Annotated in this window: 16 protein-coding genes; 5 read left to right on the top strand and 11 right to left on the bottom strand. The window is 71.6% G+C overall.

Annotation, left to right across the window (positions count from 1 at the left end):
• Positions 1 to 46: 46 nt before the first annotated feature.
• The 6 genes from FHU34_RS34240 to FHU34_RS15960 form a co-directional block, all read right to left on the bottom strand.
• The gene (locus FHU34_RS34240) at positions 47 to 355 is read right to left on the bottom strand and encodes a DUF3024 domain-containing protein (RefSeq protein ID WP_423437360.1); all 309 of its coding nucleotides are present in this window, start codon (positions 353 to 355) and stop codon (positions 47 to 49) included.
• Between the two features lie 188 nt (positions 356 to 543).
• Positions 544 to 1,107 (bottom strand): hypothetical protein, encoded by a 564-nt coding sequence (locus FHU34_RS15980; RefSeq protein ID WP_145781234.1) that lies wholly within the window; start codon positions 1,105 to 1,107, stop codon positions 544 to 546.
• A 40-nt stretch (positions 1,108 to 1,147) separates the two neighbouring features.
• Positions 1,148 to 1,759: a restriction endonuclease gene (locus FHU34_RS15975; RefSeq protein WP_208745010.1), complete on the bottom strand. Its 612-nt coding sequence runs from the start codon at positions 1,757 to 1,759 to the stop codon at positions 1,148 to 1,150.
• A 208-nt stretch (positions 1,760 to 1,967) separates the two neighbouring features.
• Entirely contained in the window at positions 1,968 to 2,909 is a 942-nt protein-coding gene (locus FHU34_RS15970; RefSeq protein WP_145781232.1) for an endonuclease domain-containing protein, read from the bottom strand.
• 188 nt (positions 2,910 to 3,097) lie between these two features.
• Positions 3,098 to 4,723: an ABC transporter permease gene (locus tag FHU34_RS15965; protein ID WP_145781230.1), complete on the bottom strand. Its 1,626-nt coding sequence runs from the start codon at positions 4,721 to 4,723 to the stop codon at positions 3,098 to 3,100.
• Complete coding sequence (locus FHU34_RS15960; RefSeq protein ID WP_145781228.1) at positions 4,720 to 5,700, bottom strand: ABC transporter ATP-binding protein; 981 nt, start codon at positions 5,698 to 5,700, stop codon at positions 4,720 to 4,722. Before FHU34_RS15960 ends, FHU34_RS15965 begins: the two co-directional genes overlap by 4 nt.
• Before the next feature lie 109 nt (positions 5,701 to 5,809).
• Between FHU34_RS15960 and FHU34_RS15955 the strand changes: the two genes are divergently transcribed.
• Complete coding sequence (locus FHU34_RS15955; protein WP_167524828.1) at positions 5,810 to 6,550, top strand: TetR family transcriptional regulator; 741 nt, start codon at positions 5,810 to 5,812, stop codon at positions 6,548 to 6,550.
• A gap of 47 nt (positions 6,551 to 6,597) precedes the next feature.
• On the opposite strand, the gene FHU34_RS15950 is transcribed toward FHU34_RS15955, so the two are convergent.
• Positions 6,598 to 8,376 carry an ABC transporter ATP-binding protein gene (locus FHU34_RS15950; RefSeq protein ID WP_208745009.1) on the bottom strand — a complete coding sequence of 593 codons (1,779 nt, stop codon included), beginning with the start codon at positions 8,374 to 8,376 and terminating at the stop codon, positions 6,598 to 6,600.
• Between the two features lie 98 nt (positions 8,377 to 8,474).
• Between FHU34_RS15950 and FHU34_RS15945 the strand changes: the two genes are divergently transcribed.
• On the top strand, positions 8,475 to 8,894 hold the full coding sequence (locus FHU34_RS15945; RefSeq protein ID WP_145781221.1) for a MarR family winged helix-turn-helix transcriptional regulator: 420 nt from the start codon (positions 8,475 to 8,477) through the stop codon (positions 8,892 to 8,894).
• 162 nt (positions 8,895 to 9,056) lie between these two features.
• On the top strand, positions 9,057 to 10,841 hold the full coding sequence (locus FHU34_RS15940) for an N-acetylglutaminylglutamine amidotransferase (protein ID WP_145781219.1): 1,785 nt from the start codon (positions 9,057 to 9,059) through the stop codon (positions 10,839 to 10,841).
• Positions 10,842 to 10,872: 31 nt separating this feature from the next.
• Here the strand turns inward: FHU34_RS15940 and FHU34_RS15935 are convergent, their stop codons facing one another.
• Positions 10,873 to 12,006, bottom strand: coding sequence for a carboxylate-amine ligase (locus FHU34_RS15935; protein ID WP_145781217.1), 1,134 nt, complete (start codon positions 12,004 to 12,006; stop codon positions 10,873 to 10,875).
• A 164-nt stretch (positions 12,007 to 12,170) separates the two neighbouring features.
• Between FHU34_RS15935 and FHU34_RS15930 the strand changes: the two genes are divergently transcribed.
• Entirely contained in the window at positions 12,171 to 12,899 is a 729-nt protein-coding gene (locus FHU34_RS15930) for a hypothetical protein (RefSeq protein ID WP_145781215.1), read from the top strand.
• 12 nt (positions 12,900 to 12,911) lie between these two features.
• On the opposite strand, the gene FHU34_RS15925 is transcribed toward FHU34_RS15930, so the two are convergent.
• Together FHU34_RS15925 and FHU34_RS15920 are read right to left on the bottom strand one after the other, a co-directional pair.
• Entirely contained in the window at positions 12,912 to 14,120 is a 1,209-nt protein-coding gene (locus FHU34_RS15925; protein ID WP_145781213.1) for an RNA polymerase sigma factor, read from the bottom strand.
• Between the two features lie 2 nt (positions 14,121 to 14,122).
• On the bottom strand, positions 14,123 to 14,482 hold the full coding sequence (locus FHU34_RS15920; RefSeq protein WP_145781211.1) for a YciI family protein: 360 nt from the start codon (positions 14,480 to 14,482) through the stop codon (positions 14,123 to 14,125).
• 362 nt (positions 14,483 to 14,844) lie between these two features.
• On the opposite strand from FHU34_RS15920, the gene FHU34_RS15915 reads away from it, so the two are divergent.
• Positions 14,845 to 16,170, top strand: coding sequence for a flavin monoamine oxidase family protein (locus FHU34_RS15915; RefSeq protein ID WP_145781209.1), 1,326 nt, complete (start codon positions 14,845 to 14,847; stop codon positions 16,168 to 16,170).
• Between the two features lie 98 nt (positions 16,171 to 16,268).
• Here FHU34_RS15915 and FHU34_RS15910 read toward each other — a convergent pair whose 3' ends face one another.
• Positions 16,269 to 18,491, bottom strand: coding sequence for a discoidin domain-containing protein (locus tag FHU34_RS15910; RefSeq protein ID WP_145781207.1), 2,223 nt, complete (start codon positions 18,489 to 18,491; stop codon positions 16,269 to 16,271).
• Positions 18,492 to 18,510: the final 19 nt, after the last annotated feature.

The following is an 18,510-nucleotide window of genomic DNA, read 5'->3' as shown; positions in this document are numbered from 1 at the left end:
GACGGTACGCCGTTGGGGCTGCGAATGCTGTCGGGAAATCGAGCGGTCAGCCCCAGAAGATCGCTGTCGGGTCCCGATCGAGTTCGTCAAGGAGTTCGCCCACGTTGGTTGTCGGCGGGACCAGGTCGTACCGACGGAACCGAAGGGTGCGCTCCCGGTAGTACAACGTCCAGGTGCCAGTGGTCCTGGTGTGCCCGAGGCGCGCGACGGGAACACGAGTCCACTCCGACCCCAACTCGACCCGCCACGGGGCCCGACACTCGACGATCGTCAGGTGACGGTCCGCCTCCTCACACTCGATGCGTACCTGGTCACGGACCCGCTCGGGGACCCGCTGATCGCACCACCGCCGCACATCAGCTATGTCCGCTGCCGGTAACCCTTGACGTGCCGCCACTCTGACCTCCCGCCAATCCAACGGTAACTGGTCAGGAGGCTGCCACCGTGCTGGCCTCGGCTCGTGACCCGGGGCCGTCGCGTCACAAGGATCTCCGCCTTCTTGGGGGCGAACTCGTCCTCAGGAATGACACCCACCATCCACCGTCACGAGCCGGTCCCAGTCACGGGAAGTTCACGCATTGCCTGCCGCAGCGCCGCCGACTGCTCCACCGACCCACCGCGTACACCGAGGCTCCGCCGAGCCGCCCGGTAGTAGCCGTCGCGGGCGTCGTTGATCTGGATCAACAGGTCGGAGATGTCCGACGGGGGCTCGGTCACCCCACGGGCAAGCCGCTCGACCTGCCAGATCGCGTCGCGCCAACGAGCCGCGGCAACGACGGTCGGCTCGTCACCGAGCAGCAACAGGTTCTCCCAGACGATGGTGCGCCGGGCATCCGACTCGGCGAGGCGAACGAGGCCCTCATCACGGTCGATCGGGTGGCTGTGCGATCCCGGTCGCAGGTCGGCCGTCATCCGCAACGCCACCATGTGACTTTCCTTGAGGGCGTGCGCGTATCCGACGTACGCGTCGAGCCGTCGCTCGTCCCAGCGGACGCTCTGGCTGCGCTGCCACCGGGCACGGTCGGCCAGTGACGTGGCGAGGATGGTGCCGAGGGTGCCGACCAGTACGCCGAGGAGCGCCGGAAGCTGCGTCAGAAGGGTGCCCACGCCACCGAGGCTGCCAGCACCAGGCAAGCCCTGCGGCCTCTCACGTCAGCACGCCCCGAGCGCCACCAACGGCGGTTGCCCCGTCCAGGCCCACATCTCCAGCGCCTCCCGGTCGACGAGGGTGATGTTGAGCTGCTGGGCGATCCGGATGCCGTCGCCCGCTGTTCGTCACGAGTATGCAGATCTCGCCACCGTGAATGTCCCGGCAGGTGCCGGCGAACCGCTGGATCGCGGCACTGCCCACCCGGTTCTTGATGCTCTGCCGCTTGCACTGCACCACGACCCGTCGACCGTCAGGAGCGACAGCCAGGACGTCCGCTCCCCGGTCACGGGAGCCGCCGCAGACCGTGACATCGCGAAACCCGGACGCGACCAGGATCCGCGCGAACCACTGCTCGAACTCGGGGCCGTTCATGGTGTCGGTGACCGCGATCAGCCTGTCGCGCTGGGCTTGGTCGGCCCGCTCGCGGGCCCGCTGCCTCGACAGGAGGAGAACCACCGTGATCGCTCCGGCGACGACGAGGATCGCCAGGAAAGCGGACCAGAAGGGGTGCCGCCGCACGAAGTCGACGACCATGCCGACGAGCACGAAGCCGACGACGGCGGCCAGCACCAGAAACCAGCCTTTGGCCGGGCCGCCACCACGGGACACCCGGCGGACCGTCGACCTCTGCCGTCCACGGGCGGAGCGCCGCCTGCGGTAGTGCGCCCGAACCCGCGCGCCGTTCCTCCTGGTATGCGATCTGACGAACGGCACGAGGCGCCTCCACAGTCGCGGAAGCCCCAGTGTCGCTCCCCCTTTCAACAACCGGGGCGATCTCGGTGGCCCAGCTCGGTCCGGCAGGCGGGCCATCATCGCGTCAGGTCCGGCGGGTGGCGAGGACGGCCAGGGTTTCCCGGCGTACCGCGTCGATCTCGTGCAGCAGCCGGCGGTGGGCGAAGCGGACCACCAGGATCCCGATACTCGCCAACTGGGCATCGCGGCGAAGGTCGATCTCCCGCTGACGTGGGTCGCCGTGTGTGGTGGTCCCATCAAGTTCGATATTGACCCGTTCGCGCTCGGCGAGCATGTCGAGGTAGACCGTGCGCCGCCCGACCTTGACCGCTACCTGTCGACGGAACGCCGGCATCCCCGGACCGGTGAAGACGTGTTCGTGTCCCCAGATCTCCAGCGGGCTCCGGCAGCCCTCGGCGAGCCTCGTCAGCAGTGTCCGTAACGCCGCTCGGTCGGTCAACTTCGGAACGCTCTCCAGGGCTACTCTCAGCCGCTCGGGTGTGGTCAGCCACTCGTTGACCGCCCAAATCACTGGTGCCCGCCGCTCGGCGGGCGGAATTGTCGGCCACGAGTCGACGAGCGCCTGCTCGAGGCGGGTGACCGTCAGCCCCTGTCGCACCACCACGTGCGGGGGCTCGATGAGCAGGTTACGGCGTCGATGAATGACCACTCCGGGTCGAGTCCGCAGGTTGGCGTTCGCTGGCGTACTCAGGTGTACGACCTCACCCACAGCCTGCGGACGTAACCCCCACGCGTCGAGGGCGCTGAGGTGACTGAGTGCGCCGCAGCCTCCGGCCCAGGCGAGAGCCGCGCGATGACTCAGAGCGGGGTCGAGCCGACTCAGGGCAGGGGTATCGGGTCGACCACCGACGAGGCGCGCCGCCACGAACACCTCGGGCAGTACTCGCACCAGCTCGCCGTTACGGCAGGCCGACTCAACCGTCCACGACGGCACCACTTGCCGGGCAGCGCCGAGCGTGACCAGCCCGTCACCAAGCTCCACCAGCCCCTGAAGCACCGAGTCCACACCAGGGACCGTCCAACCTCACCCCGACCCTCCACAACCGCGCCGTCCCGCCGTCTGTGGACAGCGGGCCGTCTGTGGACGACGCCCTGCCGCGCCCCAGTGTTGTTAGCCGAGGTGATCGTTGGCAGCTGTGCAGTGCAGACGGCGGCGTGTCGAACTGTTCAGCTGCCAACGATCAAGGAAAGGCCTCAGCTCGGCACGTCGCGGCGGCGGAAGGCCGTCACTCCGACGGCGAGAAGGGCCGCGGCGACCGCTGTCAGCACCACCAGGGGCAGCGCCGCCGGGTCGACCGCGGGCACGGACGGCACATGGGTGTACGGCGAGAGGTCGAGCGCGGCTTGGGGCAGCTTCAGCACCGCACCGAGTTGCCCGAGCAGCAGGAAGACCAGCAGGACCGTCCAGGACAGCACCACCGACCAGCGGGGCAGCAGCCCGAACAGTGTGGTCACCACCCCGGCCACCACGAGCAGGGCGGGCAGTCGCAGCAGCGCGGCACCGCCCAGGTCGAGGGCCTGGCCGAGCGGGTCGTCGGTGACGAGGCCGTAGCCGAGCCCGGTGGTCAGGCCGGCGAGCAGCAGCAGCGCGACCGCGCCGAGGGTCGCGGCGAGCACCTGGGTGCCGAGCCAGCGGGTACGGCTGACAGCGGTGGCGAGCACGGCTTCCAGGACGCCGTCGGCTTCGTCGCCGCGTACCCGGAGGAGGGCCTGTACCACGTACGCCCCGATGGTCAGCGCGAAGAGCCCGAGCATCGCGGCCAGGTACGCGTCGACCAGAACCCCACCGCCGCCCATCGCGTTGATGGCCTCGGCGGCGGCCGGGTTCTGGTCGATCATGGCGTTGAACTCGTCGGCGGCGATGCCCATGGAGAACCCGAGTACGGCCAGGCCGACCGCCCAGCCGAGCAGCGTGCCGCGTTGCATGCGCCAGGCCAACCCGGCGGGGCTGAGCAGTCGTGGCGCGGCGCTGGCTGGCCCGCGTCGGGGTGCGATCAGCCCGGCGCCCTGGTCGCGTCGCTCCGCCAGGGCGTACGCCACGGCCACGCCGGCGAGCAGCAGCGCGACCGGAAGGGCGAGCACCCACCAGCGTTCACCGCCGAAGGCCCGTACCTGGTTGCCCCAGCCGAGCGGGGAGATCCACGATGGCCAGGCGCTCTGCACCCGGGTGCCGTCGGCGCTCTGTTCGCCGAGCACGTCACCGGCGGCGCGCAGCACGAAGGAGATCCCGACGGTGGCGGCGGCGAGCGCGTTGGCGCCCCGGGAGGTGACGGAGAGCTGGGCGGTGACAGCGGCGATCGCGGTGAAGGCGACCCCGACGCCACCGATCGCGGCGGCGGCCGCGACGGAGCCGGCGAGCGGCAGGCCGGCGCCGACCAGCGCGAACGCCAGCAGTACGGCAGCGAGGGTGTTCGCCGCGACGATGACGAGCAGCGCGGCGGTGAGCGGCGCGTACCGGCCGACCACTGAGGCGCCGAGCAGCTCCGCCCGGCCGGTCTCCTCGTTCTGCCGGGTGTGCCGGGTCACCGCGAAGGTGCTCAGCAGGGCGACGATCAGGGCCAGCGTCACGTACGTCTCGGCGACCACCACGGCACCGAGGTCGGTGCCGGCGATCGGACCGTTGAACGCGCGGGCGACGAGGCTGGACGCCGAGGTGGTGGCGTAGCCCTGGCGGGATGTCTCGTCCGGGTAGATGCCGGCGACGCTGCCGGCGAGGGCGTAGCCGAGCAGCGGCGTACCGAGCACCCAGATGGCGAGCCGGACCCGGTCGCGGCGCAGCACGAGCCGGGCCAGCAGGGCCGTGCCGGTGAGGGCGCTCACCGGGCACCGGCCTGCGGGGCGCCAACCTGCGAGTCGGCGTCCGAGGCACCAGCCGACCCAGCACCGGCGACAGGACCATCGGCCGGCCCGGCGGCGGGGTCGTCGCCGTAGTGGCGCAGGAAGAGCTGTTCCAGGGTGGGTGGGGTGCTGGTCAGGGCGCGTACGCCGGAGCGGACGAGCTGACCGAGCAGCTCGTCGAGGTGCGCCGGCTCGACCTCCAGATGGGTACGCCCGTCGACCTCGTGCACGTCGTGCACACCGGGAAGCGCGTCCAGGCCGGTGAGCGGACGGGCGGTCTCGACGGTGACCGCCGTGCGGGTGAGGTGGCGCAGCTCGGCGAGGGTGCCGGACTCGACGGTGCGGCCCTCGCGGATGATGCTGACCCGGTCGCAGAGGGCCTCGACCTCGGCGAGCACGTGGCTGGAGAGCAGCACTGTCGCGCCGGCCTGCTTGACCCGCCGGACCTCGTCCTGGAACACCGCCTCCATCAGGGGGTCGAGGCCGGAGGTGGGCTCGTCGAGCACGTACAGCTCCACCGCCGAGGCGAAGGCGGCGACGATGGCGACCTTCTGCCGGTTGCCCTTGGAGTACGTGCGACAGCGGCGGGTCGGGTCCAGGTCGAAGCGTTGCAGCAGCTCGTCGCGGCGTTGCCGGTCGAGGCCGCCGCGAAGCTGACCGAACAGGTCGATGGCTTCCCCGCCGGTGAGGTTGGGCCAGAGGCTGACGTCGCCCGGCACGTACGCCAGTCGGCGGTGCAGGCGGACCGCGTCGCGCCACGGGTCGGCGCCGAGCACCTGGGCGTCTCCGGAGTCGCGGCGGAGCAGCCCGAGCAGGATCCGGATGGTGGTGGACTTGCCGGAGCCGTTGGGCCCGAGGAAGCCGTGCACCTCCCCCTGCTCGACGCGCAGATCCAGCCCGTCGAGTGCCCGGATCGCGCCGAAGGTCTTGACCAGGTTGTCGATCGAGATGACGGGCATCGCCCCTCCTGCCGTTGGCTGCGTCGACCACCACCACTGTACTGACCGATGGTCAGTAGAATCAACGGTGATGGTGCCCACCGGTCAGGACGTCGCTAGGCTGACCAGCATGACCGCCGACCCCGGGGACGACACTCGCACCCGGATCCTGCGCGCCGCGCTCGACCTGTTCGCCGAGCACGGTTACCAGCGCACCTCGCTGCGGCAGATCGGTGAACGGCTACGGCTGACCAAGGCCGCGATCCTGTACCACTTCCCGGCCAAGGAACACCTGCTGTCCGCGCTGGTCGAGCCGTTGTTGGTCGATCTGGAAGCGTTGCTCGACACCGCGCGGACGCAGCCCGTCGAGCAGGCACGGTGGACGGTGCTGGAGGGTTGGGTGGACGTCATGCTCGCCCACCGCCGGCCCCTCGGCATGCTGTTCCACGACATCGCGCTGGTCGGTCGTGGCGACACGTACCACCGCCTGATGGAGGTCGCGATGCGGGCCAACGACCTCATCGCCGGGCCGGACGCCGGACGGCGGGAGCGGGTCCTGGCGACGCAGGCGGTGGCGGCGTGCAGCGATCCGATCGTCTTCTTCGTCGACGTGTCCGACGAGGTGCTGCGCGCCGACATGCTCGACGGCGTACGCCGACTGCTGACGCCGGCCGCCACGGACGCCGCAGGCCCGTCGGGCGCGAGCACCGCGGACCGGCGGCGGCGGCCGGGACGACCGCGGGCGCTGGGTCGGGAGCAGGTGGAGACGGCCCGGCGGATGCACGCGGCGGGCACCCACTCGGTGGATGCCATCGCCGCCACGCTGGGTGTCTCGCGGGCCACCGTCTACCGACACCTGGACCCGGAATAATGAGACAGTTTTAGCGACGGTTTCGAGACGGGTTTCTGAGCGGACGCTCAGGCCGCCAGTGTGGCGTAGCGGCCGTTACGGTCCAGCAGGCTGTCGTGGGTGCCGGCCTCGACGATGCGGCCGTGGTCGAGCACCGCGATCTGGTCGGCGTCGCGGACGGTGGAGAGCCGGTGGGCGATGGTGATCGTGGTCCGGCCTTCGGCGAGCACGTCGAACGCGCGTTGCACGGCTCGCTCGGTCTCGGTGTCCAGCGCGCTGGTGGCCTCGTCGAGGACCAGGATGCGCGGGTCGCGCAGCAACGTGCGGGCGATGGCGAGCCGCTGCTTCTCGCCGCCGGAGAAGCGGTGGCCACGGGAGCCGACCATGGTGTCGTACCCGTCGGGCAGCCCGGCGATCAGGTCGTGGATCTGGGCCGCGCGGGCGGCGTCCTCGATCTCCGCGTCGGTGGCGTCCGGCCGGGCGTAGCGCAGGTTCTCCCGGACGGTGGTGTGCAGCAGGTACGTCTCCTGGCTGACCACGCCGACGATCGCGGCCAGGTCGGCCAGGCGCAGGTCGCGCAGGTCGACGCCGTCGACGGTGATCCGGCCGGCGGTCGGGTCGTGCAGCCGGCTGACCAGGCCGGCGAGGGTGCTCTTGCCGGACCCGGTCTCCCCGACCAGGGCGAGGCTGGTGCCGGCGGGCACGTCCAGTGTGATCCCGGCGAGGGCGGCGGTGTCGCTACCGGGGTAGCCGAAGGTGACGTCCTCCAGGCGCAGGTGACCGCGCACCTGGGCGGGGTCGAGGCGGACCGGCTCGGTGGGGTCGGCCACGTCGACAGGGAGGTCCAGGTATTCGAAGATCCGGGCGAACAGCGCCAGCGACGCGGTGAGCGAGACACCCACGTTGAGCAGGCCCATCAGTGGCCGGAACAGGCCGCCCTGCAGGGCGGTGAAGGCGACCAGGGTGCCGATGCTCAGCGTTCCGGCGGTGCCGGGCAGCCCGGCGGCGAGGTAGATAACCGCCGGTACGGCGGCGAAGATGATGCTCATCGAGGCCATCCGCCAGCGGCCGGCCAGCTCGCTGCGCAGCTCCAGGTCGACCAGGCGGGCCGAGGAGGCGCTGAACCGCTCGATGAGCGCCGGCCCGGTGCCGAGGGTCTTGGCCAACTGGACGCCGCTGATCGAGAGCCCTTCCTCGACCGTGACGTTGAGGTCGGCGAGTTCACGTTGCCGCTGGGCGGTGATCTCCCGGCGCATCCGGGCGACCCGGCGGGTCAGCCAGACGGCGGGCGGCAGCACCACGAGCGAGACCAGGGACAGCTGCCAGGAGAGCGCGACCATGGCGACCGCGGTGGCGACCACTGTGGTGAGGTTGGCCGCGACGGCGGTGGCGGTGGAGGTGACCACCGACTGCATGCCGCCGATGTCGTTGGTGATCCGGGACTGCACCTCGCCGGTGCGGGTGCGGGTGAAGAAGCCCAGCGACTGGCGCTGGAGGTGGCTGAAGACGTCGGTGCGCAGCCGGTGCATGACCTGCTGGCCGACCTGGGTGGAGATCCAGGTCTGCACGACGCCGAGGGCGGAGGTCACGGCCGCCACGGCGACCATGCCGAGGACCAGCCAGACCAGCAGGGTCACGTCACCCTGCGGTAGCGCCCGGTCGATGACGGCACGCAGCAGAAACGGGCTGGCCATCGCGATGACCGAGGAGAGCACGATGATCGCGGTGACGGCGGCGAGCGCGGGCCGGTGGCTGGTGAACAGGCGGCCGATCCGGCGCAGGGACACCTGGCGGGCCTGCGTCTTCTCTTCGGCGCTGACGGTGCGGTGGCCGCGGTCTCGGCCCATGGGGGTGGGTTCCAAGGAGCAACTACCTTTCAGTGGACGACATTGCTGAGGTTACCTCAACATGAGGGAACAACCACATCTCCTGCTACCGTATTCCGGTGACCGAGGACACCACTGACGACAGCCTGGCCGAGACGTTCTGGGCGGTGGCGTCCCGTTTGCGGCGGCAGACCCGGGAGTCGTTGGCGCCCTGGGACATCACCCCCAGCCAGTCCCGGGCGCTCGGTGTCCTGGGCCGCCACGGCGAGGTACGCCCCGGAACACTCGCCGAGCACCTGCGCATCGCGCCCCGCTCGGCCACCGAGGTCATCGACGACCTGCAGACCCGTGGGCTCGTCGAGCGCCGAGGAGACCCGGCCGACCGGCGAGCCACACTTGTCGCCCTCACCGACGAGGGCAACCGGGTCAGCACCGCCATCCGGGCCGCCCGCCGGGCCGAGGCCGACCGCTTCTTCGGGCACCTCGACGAGACCGACCGTGCCGAACTGGCCCGCATCCTGCGCACCCTGCGCGGCTGAGCCGGACGGGCGGGGCCACCGGACGCGGGACCACCTGCGGGTTTGCCCACCCGCTACCCGGGTAGCCAGCGCCCCCGTTTCCACCGCGGGCCCCGCCACCACCAGTCGGGGAGACCTGACAGGAGGGGCCATGTCTGCCCTGGACCAGCACCGCCCGGCCTGATGTGCGGGATCAGCGGGGAGGCGCGGTTCGACGGCCGGTCCCCCGACGCGGCGGCGGTCACCCGGATGACCGAGGCGATGCGATCCCGCGGCCCGGACGACGAGGGCCTGTTCGCCGACGGTTGGGTGACCCTCGGGCACCGCCGGTTGACCATCATCGACCTGTCCGACGCGGGCGGGCAGCCGATGGTCCGCGACGACCTGGGCCTCGCCCTGGTCTTCAACGGCTGCATCTACAACTACCCGGAGCTACGCGAGGAGTTGCGGAACGCCGGGTACGGGTTCCACTCCACCAGCGACACCGAGGTGATCCTGGTGGCGTACGCGCACTGGGGTGAGCGTTTCGTCGACCACCTGGTCGGCATGTTCGCGATCGGCCTGGTGGACCGGGCCCGGCAGCGGTTGGTGCTGGCCCGCGACCGGCTCGGCATCAAGCCGCTCTACCTCGCCGAGACGCCCGGGCGGCTCCGGTTCGCCTCCACCCTGCCCGCGCTGCTGGCCGCCGGCGACGTCGACACCGGCATCGACCCGGTGGCGCTGCACCACTACCTGTCCTGGCACTCCATCGTGCCCGCGCCCCGGACGGTGCTGCATGGTGTGCGCAAACTGCCGCCGGCCACCCTGCGGGTGATCGAGGCGGACGGGCGCAGCCGCGAGGAGGTGTACTGGCGACCCGACTACGTGCGGGAGCCCGCCGACACGGGGATGGACGCCGCCGACTGGCGGGCCGCCATCGGGGACGCGCTGCGCGCGGCGGTACGCCGACGGCTGGTCGCCGACGTACCGGTAGGCGTGCTGCTGTCCGGTGGTCTGGACTCCAGCCTCATCGTGGCGCTCCTCGCCGAGGCCGGCCAGCAGCACCTGCGGACGTTCAGCATCGGCTTCGACAGTCGGGGCGGCGAGTCCGGCGACGAGTTCCACTACTCCGACCTGGTGGCCCGCGCGTTCGACACCGACCACCACCGGATCCGGCTGGCCGACGACGACCTGGTGCCCGCCGTACGCCGTGCGGTGCTGGCGATGACCGAGCCGATGGGCAGCCACGACGTGGTCGCCTTCCACCTGCTGTCCGAGCAGGTGGCGCACCACGTGAAGGTGGCGCAGTCCGGGCAGGGCGCCGACGAGGTGTTCGCCGGCTACGGCTACCACCAGCCGCTCACCGAGGTGCCTCGGCACAGCGCCGCCGAGACGTTCGCCGCCGCGTTCTTCGACCGCGACCACGACGAGCTGCGCAACCTCGTCGGCCCGGAGTACGCGCTGGAGCACGACGCCAGCCGGGAACTGCTCGCCGGGCACCTCGCCGCGCCGGGGGCGCAGACCGCGCTCGATGCCGTGCTGCGCCTGGACACCCACCTGATGCTCCCCGACGACCCGGTCAAGCGGGTGGACAGCATGAGCATGGCGTGGGGCCTGGAGGTACGCACGCCCTTCCTCGACCAGGACCTGGTCACCCTGGCCGCGCACTGTCCGCCGGAGCACAAGGTCGCGCAGGGCGGTAAGGGCGTCCTCAAGGAGGTCGCCCGGGAGGTGCTGTCCGCCGAGGTGATCGACCGTCGCAAGGGGTACTTCCCCGTGCCGGCGTTGCGCAACGTGGACGGCCCGGTGCGGGAGCTGGTCGCCGAGGCGTTGCAGGCGCCGGCCGCGCGCGAGCGAGGGCTGTTCCGACCGGAGTACGTGGCACACCTGCTCGCCGAGCCGGACCGGGCCGAGGCGGCGGCCGGCAGTAACAAGCTGTGGCAGCTCGGCCTGCTGGAGCTGTGGTTGCAGACGCACGACGTCCGCTGAGCCGCGCCACTCCCCTGACGTCAGGTCGCAGTCAGGTGGCGGCGGTGCGGCCGGCCAGGTCGTCGATGACGGCGCGCAGGTCACCGGTACTTTCCAGCACCCGGCGCTGCCGTGTCGCGCCGGTCCCGTCGCGGCGCAGCCGGGCCAGGTGCGCCAGCACGTACCCGAGGTCGCCGTGGCGCAGCAGGGCCGGGGCGATCACCGCCATCAGCTCGTCGACCAGCGCCCAGGCTGGTCGGGTGCCACCGGCGCGCAGGTCGATCAGCTCGCCGTCGAGGCCGTCGTGGGCGGCCCGCCAGTGCGCGGCGGCGACCAGACAGTCCCGGGTGTGCGGGGCGGTCACCCCGGCGCGTACGTCGTCGGCCAGGGTGGCGACGAGGGACCGGACCAGCGCGGCGACCAGGACCGTGTCGTCCACGTCGGAGCAGACGTCGCCCACCCGCACCTCCACTGTCGGGTACGCCGACGACGGCCGGGCGTACCAGTAGACCATCGCGGCGTCGAGCATGATGCCGGCGGCGATCAGCTCGTCCACGGTCCGGTCGTAGTCGGCGGCGGAGTCGAAGTACGGAGTCGGACCGATGCTGGGCCACCGTTCCAGCTGCATCGACCGCCAACTGGCGTGGCCGGTGTCGCGCCCGTCGTGCAGCGGCGAGTTGGTGGTGATCGCCTGGATCACCGGCAGCCACGTGCGCAGGTGGTTGCAGACCTGCACGGCCAGTTCCCGGTCGGGCAGCCCGACGTGCACGTGACAGCCGCAGACCGCCGGGTCGTGCGCCACCGGACCGTACCGGCGCGACATCGCGTGATAGCGGGGCCGGTCGGGGACCGTCCGGTGCGGCTCGGCAACGGGGGTCGCGCCGACGGCGACCAGTCGGGCTCCGGCCGCCGTGGCGGCCTCCGCGGCCGAGTGGCGCAGCGACACCAGGTGCGTGCGCAGTTCGTTGAGGTCGGCGCAGACCGGCGTGACCATTTCCACCATGCTGTGCCGGAACTCCTGGCGACTCTGGTCGCGGGCGTGGCCACGCAGCGCGGCCAGCACCTGGTCCGCCACCGGAAGGTTGCGCCCGTTGTCCGGGTCGAGCAGCAGGAACTCCTCCTCCACGCCGAGCGTGAGGGTGGACAGGTCGGTTACGGTGTCGGCGACGGTCGGACGGTATGCCATGGCCGCCTCCATCCACTGCTGCGGCCACGGGTGGACCCGTGGCCGGGGCGGCTCGGGTTCCCGACGCGCCCGCTGGCAAACACGCCCACCCGGGGATCTCCCCCGCCGTCGACCGAACCGGACACCGACGGCACACAGTGGAAAATGTCTGGGACGATGCAGGGATGCTGATGCGTTGGCGTGGTTCCCGCTGGCTCCACATCGCCCTGGGTCTGGTGGCCGGTGCCGCCGTGGGGTTGGCGGTGTACCTGGCCAGTCGACTGACCGGGCCCGCCCTCTTCGCGCTCTGCGGCACGACGGCGGGTGGCGTCGCGGCCGTGGTGGCCTCGGCGTACTCGCGGTTCTTCCAGCTGGCGGAGGTGACCGTCTCGGTTCCGCAGTTCAGCGAGCTGAGGTTCGCCGTCACCAGGGACAACAAGCAGACCGCTTGGCGCCTGTTCGTCGAGGCGGTCACCCGGGTGTCAGGTCAACCGCTGGCGACCGGTACGGGTCTCGTCCGGGAGGCGATGACGTCGCTCTACCAGCTGTTCGCGATCACCCGGGAGGTGCTGAGCGAGGCGGCGCCGACCATCCGGACCACCGGTCGCCCGACCGTCGAACACCTCGGGATCGCCATGCTCAACAACGAGCTTCGACCTTTCCTCTCCACGTGGCATCCGCGATTGAGAGCGTGGGAGCTGGCCAACCCCGACGGGCCCGAGTCGGCCTGGCCCGACGACGCGGAGTGCCGCGCGGAGCTGGCCGCGATGCAGCTCCGGTTGCTGCGCTACGTCGAAGGGCTGGGCGAGCTCGCCCAGGTGCCCAACGTCGAGGACGTGATGGGCGGCATCATCGCCGAACCACCGACAGTTCCCGGTCAGCCGACACGACGGTCGGCGGTGGCGGACCAGTAGCGTCCGCCTGGGTCACTGCGGCGTCAGGGCCGCCGCGCGGGCGGTGAGGAAGGCCCGTTCCGCCGCGTTGTCCGTCAGTGCGACGGCGGTCCGGTACGCGTCGACAGCCTCGGCGTTGCGACCGAGCCGGGCCAGCAGGTCAGCGCGGACCGCATGGTGCGGGTGGTAACCGGCCAGGTCGAGACGGTCCACCTCGGCGAGCGCGACTGTCGGTCCGGCCACCTCGGCGAGGGCGACCGCCCGGTTCAGCGCTACCACCGGGCTGGGGGCGATCCTCGTCAGGTGGTCGTACAGCTGAAGGATCTGGCCCCAGTCGGTGTCGGCGGCACGCGGTGCGGTGCTGTGCACGGCGGCGATCGCGGCCTGGATCTGGTACGGCCCGGGCTGGTCGCGACGCAGGCAGCGGCGGACCAGCGCCTGCCCCTCGGCCACCAGTTCGGCGTCCCACCTGCCCCGGTCCTGCCGGGGCAGCGGAACGAGGTCGCCGTCGGCGGTGGTCCGCGCCGCGCGGCGTGACTCGGTGAGCAGCATCAGTGCGAGCAGGCCGAGCGCCTCGGGTTCGTCCGGCATCAGCTCGACCAGCAGACGGGTCAGCCGGATGGCCTCGACGCACAGCTCGGCGCGGATCAGGTGCCGTCCGGCACTGGCCGTGTACCCCTCGTTGAAGATCAGGTAGAGCACCGCGAGGACGGCGTACAGCCGGTCGGGCAGGTCGGCGTCGCGCGGTATCCGGTACGGGATCCGGGCGTGACGGATCTTCGACTTGGCACGGACCAGCCGCTGCGCCATGGTCGGCTCGGGCACCAGGAACGCTCGGGCGATCTCGGCGGTGCTCAGTCCGCCGAGCAGGCGCAGGGTGAGGGCGACCCGGGCGGTCGGGGCGAGCGCCGGGTGACAGCAGGTGAAGATCAGCCGTAGCCGGTCGTCGCGCACAGGTCCCTCCTCGGCAGGGCCGTCGGTGGCGAACAGCAGGGACGCCTGGGCGTGCCGGTCGACCCGGGACGCCTCGCGGCGCAGCCGGTCGTACGCCCGGTTCCTGGCGGTGGTGATGATCCAACCGGCCGGGCTGGGTGGCGGGCCGGTCGTCGGCCACTTCGCCACCGCGATGACGAAAGCCTCCTGGACGGCCTCCTCGGCGAGGTCGATGTCGCCGAGGAGGCGAACCAGGACGGCGACCGCGCGCCCGTACTCCGCGCGGAACACCGCCTCGACGTCTGGCACGGTCAGTCTCCGGCCCCGTCGTGGAAGGGGCGGACCTCGATCGGCAGCGTGGTGGCCACCGCGTAGCGGCGGCCCCAGTCCAGGGCGACGTCCAGGTCCGGTACGTCGATGATGGTGATGCCGCCCAGGTACTCCTTGCCCTCGACGAACGGCCCGTCCGTGACCAGGACCTCGCCGCCCTCGCGGGCCCGCAGCACCGTGGCGGTCTCCGGGCCGTGCAGACCGTGCCCGAACACCCACGACCCGGTCGACGCCAACTCGTCGCGGAAATCGGCGAGCTGACGCATCACCCCGGCCAGGAACTCCGGGTCCGGTGGCAGCTCACCCTGGGGCTGGTGAAGGCTGAGCAGGTACAACGTCATCGTTCCTCCTCGCGGGGCGGCCGGCCGCACACCGACCTCTCATCCTCCACACGATCGGCGACCGCCCGGATCGACAGGCCGGCAGAAAAATGTTCGGCGGCCGGTCGGGGCCGCCCGGTCGGGGCGGCCCGGACCGGCCGGTCCGCCCGGTGGTGGTGTGCCCTTTGCTCTGCACCCACGGATGCGACGGGGGCGCCGGCCCGGGTGGTGCCTCCGCGGGTGCAGAGCAAAGGACGAACAGAGGGGGGTACGGTCTGCCGCGCCGCAGCCGCGGCACCAGCCCGAGCGCAGCACCAGCCGGAGCGGTCAGCCGCGACCGACGACGGTAGTCATGCCTTCGGCGGTTGTGGGTAGACCCCAGCGTGGCCGACGGCTTGCGGGTGGTCGTGGTCGGCGCCGGTTTCTCCGGGCTCGCCGCCGCGCTGGCGCTCACCCGTGCCGGCGCCCAGGTGCGACTGCTGGAGGCCCGCGACCGGGTGGGCGGTCGGGTGTTGACCCGCTGGCTGCCCGACGTCACCCAACTCGACCTGGGCGCGCAGTGGATCGGCCCGACGCAGGACCGGATGTACGCGCTGGTCGCCGAGCACGGGTTGGCCACGTTCGCGTCGGCGGCGCTCGGCGCGCCCACCGTGCTGTGGGCCGGGGAGCGTCGAGCCGAGCCTCCGGCGCGGGCCGCCCGGGTCCTCGGTTTGCTCGACGAGTACGCCGCCCGCCTGGACCCGAGCGCGCCCTGGCAGGCGCCGGAGGCCGCGCAGTGGGACCGGACGGTCCTCGGCGGCTGGTTGCGCGCCGCGGCCGGGGACGACGACACCGCCGACTTCCTGGGGCGGCTGCTCGCCGGTGGATTGCTGGCCACCGGCGCGGACGAGGTGTCGTTGTTGCACCTGCTGTTCTATCTGCGCAGCGCCGGCGGGACCGGGCCCCTGCTGGGGATGGCGGGCGGCGCGCAGCAGGACCGGATCGTGGGCGGGCCCCCGGCGCTGGCCGAGCGGATGGCCGCCGCCCTGCCGCCGGGGGCGCTGACGCTGGCCGCGCCGGTGCGGGCCGTGGAACAGAACGTCGACGGGGTGACGGCGTGGACCGACACCGGGCGCGTCAACGGCGACGCCCTGGTGGTCGCGCTGGCCCCGGCTCTGGCGGGCCGGATCCGGTACGCCCCACCGCTGCCTCCGTTGCGCGACGGGCTGACCCAGCGGATGCCGATGGGTTCGGCGCTGAAGGTCCACGCCGTCTACCCGGAGCCGTTCTGGCGCGCCGACGGGTTGTCCGGGGTGTCCACGAGCAGCGCCGGTCCGCTCACCGAGACGGTCGACAACTCCACCCCGACCTCGCCGCTCGGGGTGTTGACCGGGTTCAGCTACGCCTCGGACGCCGCCGCGCTTCGGGAGATGTCCCCCGAGCAGCGTCGGCGGTGCCTGCTGGATGCGTTCGTCACGGTGGTCGGGTCGCAGGCCGGTGATCCGGTGGACCTGATCGAGTACGACTGGTCGGCCGAGGAGTGGACGCGGGGCTGTTTCTCCGGCGCGCTCACCCCGGGGGCCTGGGGCGCGTACGGCCCGCACCTGCGGACCCCGGTGGGCCGGGTGTACTGGGCGGGCACCGAGACGGCGACCCGCTGGTCGGGTTACCTGGAGGGCGCGGTGCGGGCCGGTGAGCGGGCGGCGGCGGAGGTGCTGGCACGACCGTAGCCGGCCCGGTCTCGGCGGGACCGGGCCGGCCGCGGCCCTGGGTGCGACCCGCACCGACCCGGTCCGATGAGACGACCGGGCCGGCGCGGGTGCCCCGGTCAGGGGTAGGTGGTCAGGTACACCGTCTGGTTGGCCGCGTTCGCGGTGCCACCGGCGTTGTTGATCACCCGGTTGATGGTGCCGACGCCACCGAGCGAGACGGTGACCATGTTCGTGAAGCGCACGTTCGGGTTGTTGGGTACCTCAAAGGAGCGTTCCGCCACCACCGCGGGGTTGACGTTGAAGTAGCTGTAGCTACCCAGCCCCCACGCCTGGTGGCTGGTCACCGAGTCGGCGACCTTGTACGCGGCGTAGCCCCGGGTCGACCCGTTCATCCACGCGGCCTGGTTGGGCGGGTCGTACGGCAGTTCGTTCTGGTAGAAGTACGTCCGGCCACCGTTGCCGTTCCAGATGGTCTGGTACTTCTGGTAGTGCTCGACGAAGAGGCCGTACATGGTGACGTTGTCGCCGTTGACGGTGAGCCCGGTGTCGGCGGTGTTCAGCGTCCACCCGGTCGGTACGCCGCTGGCGGCGTGGTCGGCCCGCCACAGCCACATGTGGTCGCCGATCACGTTGTCGCTGTTGACGGTCAGCGTGTTGGTGGCCTTGCCGACGTGTGGGCCGCCGATGCGGAAGAACACGTCGTGCAGCGAGGTCGGGTTCGAGGCGTGGCTCGCGGACGAGCCGGATGGCCCGACCTCCATGAGCACCGGCGAGTTCGTGGTGCCGGCCTCGAACATGATGCCGGCGACCTTGACGCCGTCCACGTCGGCCACCCGCATCCCGACGGTGCCGTTGTCGGCCTGGATGGTGGCCAGGCCCAGACCGAGGATCACCGTGTCGGCCCGGTTGACCTGGATCGGCTCGGTGATGCGGTGCACGCCCGGGGTGAAGAGCAGGTGCTTGCCCTGAGTGAGAGCCGCGTTGATGGTGGCGGCGCTGGTGCCGGGCTGGACGACGAAGAACTGCGACAGCGACAGGGACGAGCCGGCCGGCGTCTTGTTGTACCAGCTGGTGCCGGTGGAGTTGGTGCGCAGCGCGGGCACGAACACCCGGTACTCACCGCTGCTCGTCACGTAGAGGAACGGCTTCTCCCGGACCTGCGGGGTCTGGCCGATGACGGTGTGCGACGGGTTGGGGAAACTCGGCGCGGGGGCGCCGGTGACGCCCTGGAAGACCATGTTCCACACCGAGCCGGTCCAGCCGTTGCCGAACTCGCTGTTACGGGAGTACCACTGCTGCTGCGAGCCGGAGACGACCAGCCCGTCGACGCGGGTGTCGGCCATCAGGCCGCCGCTGGACCAGCCGTCGCCGCCGTTCCAGAGCTGGATCTGGTTCTGCGCGCCGCGCAGGTGCATCCGCCGGTACGGGGCGGCCTGGGACACCGCCCAGCGCTCCACGGTCTGCCCGGCGGGCAGGGTGACGGAGAGGTTCTCGGCGGCCCGCCAGAAGTTCTGGGTGGCGTTGCCGCCGAACCAGAACGCCTCGGTGCGGACGTGCCCGTTGAGGTTGACGTCGTCCGGGCTCATGCCGAGGCCGGCGACCTGGGTGAAGAAGCCGAGGTTGACGTCGGCGGTGTAGGTGCCGGGCTTGAACAGCACCGCGTAGCGCTGCGGGCCGAACTGGTTGGTCTCCTGCTGGGTGAAGAGCGTGTTCAGTCGACTCTGGATCGTCGACGTGGGCGTGCTCGGGTCGAAGACGAACGTGTTCGACCCGAGGTTGGGGTTGTACGGGTCGGTGGGCGTCACCGGGGGCTCGTTGGTGCCGCCGGTCTCGCCGTAGACCTGGAACTCCCAGAGCGAGTAGCCGTAGCCGGTGCCCCGGACGGTGCCGTACATGCGGACGTAGCGGCCCGCGCCGGAGACGGTGAGGTTCTGGGTGCCGCCGGTGCCGGTGGTGGTCGAGTAGATCGTGGTCCAGGTGGACCCGTTGTCGGAGGTCTGGAGCTGGAAGGCCCGGCCGTGGGCGGCCTCCCAGAGCAGGTTGACCTGGGTGATGGTGGCGCGGGCGCCCAGGTCGACCTGGAGCCACTGCGGGTCGCTGAACGCGCTGGACCAGCGGGTGCCGGTGTTGCCGTCGACAGCGGCGGCGGCGGGAGTTCCACCGTTCTCGGTGGACGAGGCGGTGGCCGTACGGCCCTGGGACAGCAGGACGGGGGCGGCCTGCGCGGGTGACGTGGTTCCGGTCGGGGTAAGCGCCGCGACCAGGGCCACGGTGAGCCCGGCGAGCAGGTGCCGCACGACCCGGGGACGCGGGCGTACGGATGTAGCACGAGATGTCATGACATCGCCTGTCGATAGG

This window comes from Micromonospora taraxaci (assembly GCF_007830095.1).
Classification (GTDB): Bacteria; Actinomycetota; Actinomycetes; order Mycobacteriales; family Micromonosporaceae; genus Micromonospora; species Micromonospora taraxaci.
The sequence above is the reverse complement of the archived record's forward strand: the minus strand, read 5'-3'. Positions and strand labels throughout refer to the sequence as shown.

What these genes read in the sequence shown, in the direction of transcription:
- FHU34_RS15930 (WP_145781215.1), top strand. Translation starts at nt 12,171, where the DNA reads ATGCTGATGCGTTGGCGTGGTTCCCGCTGGCTCCACATCGCCCTGGGT.
- FHU34_RS15910 (WP_145781207.1), bottom strand. Translation starts at nt 18,491, where the DNA reads ATGACATCTCGTGCTACATCCGTACGCCCGCGTCCCCGGGTCGTGCGG.
- FHU34_RS15940 (WP_145781219.1), top strand. Translation starts at nt 9,057, where the DNA reads ATGTGCGGGATCAGCGGGGAGGCGCGGTTCGACGGCCGGTCCCCCGAC.
- FHU34_RS15955 (WP_167524828.1), top strand. Translation starts at nt 5,810, where the DNA reads ATGACCGCCGACCCCGGGGACGACACTCGCACCCGGATCCTGCGCGCC.
- FHU34_RS15950 (WP_208745009.1), bottom strand. Translation starts at nt 8,376, where the DNA reads ATGGGCCGAGACCGCGGCCACCGCACCGTCAGCGCCGAAGAGAAGACG.
- FHU34_RS15935 (WP_145781217.1), bottom strand. Translation starts at nt 12,006, where the DNA reads ATGGCATACCGTCCGACCGTCGCCGACACCGTAACCGACCTGTCCACC.
- FHU34_RS15960 (WP_145781228.1), bottom strand. Translation starts at nt 5,700, where the DNA reads ATGCCCGTCATCTCGATCGACAACCTGGTCAAGACCTTCGGCGCGATC.
- FHU34_RS15920 (WP_145781211.1), bottom strand. Translation starts at nt 14,482, where the DNA reads ATGACGTTGTACCTGCTCAGCCTTCACCAGCCCCAGGGTGAGCTGCCA.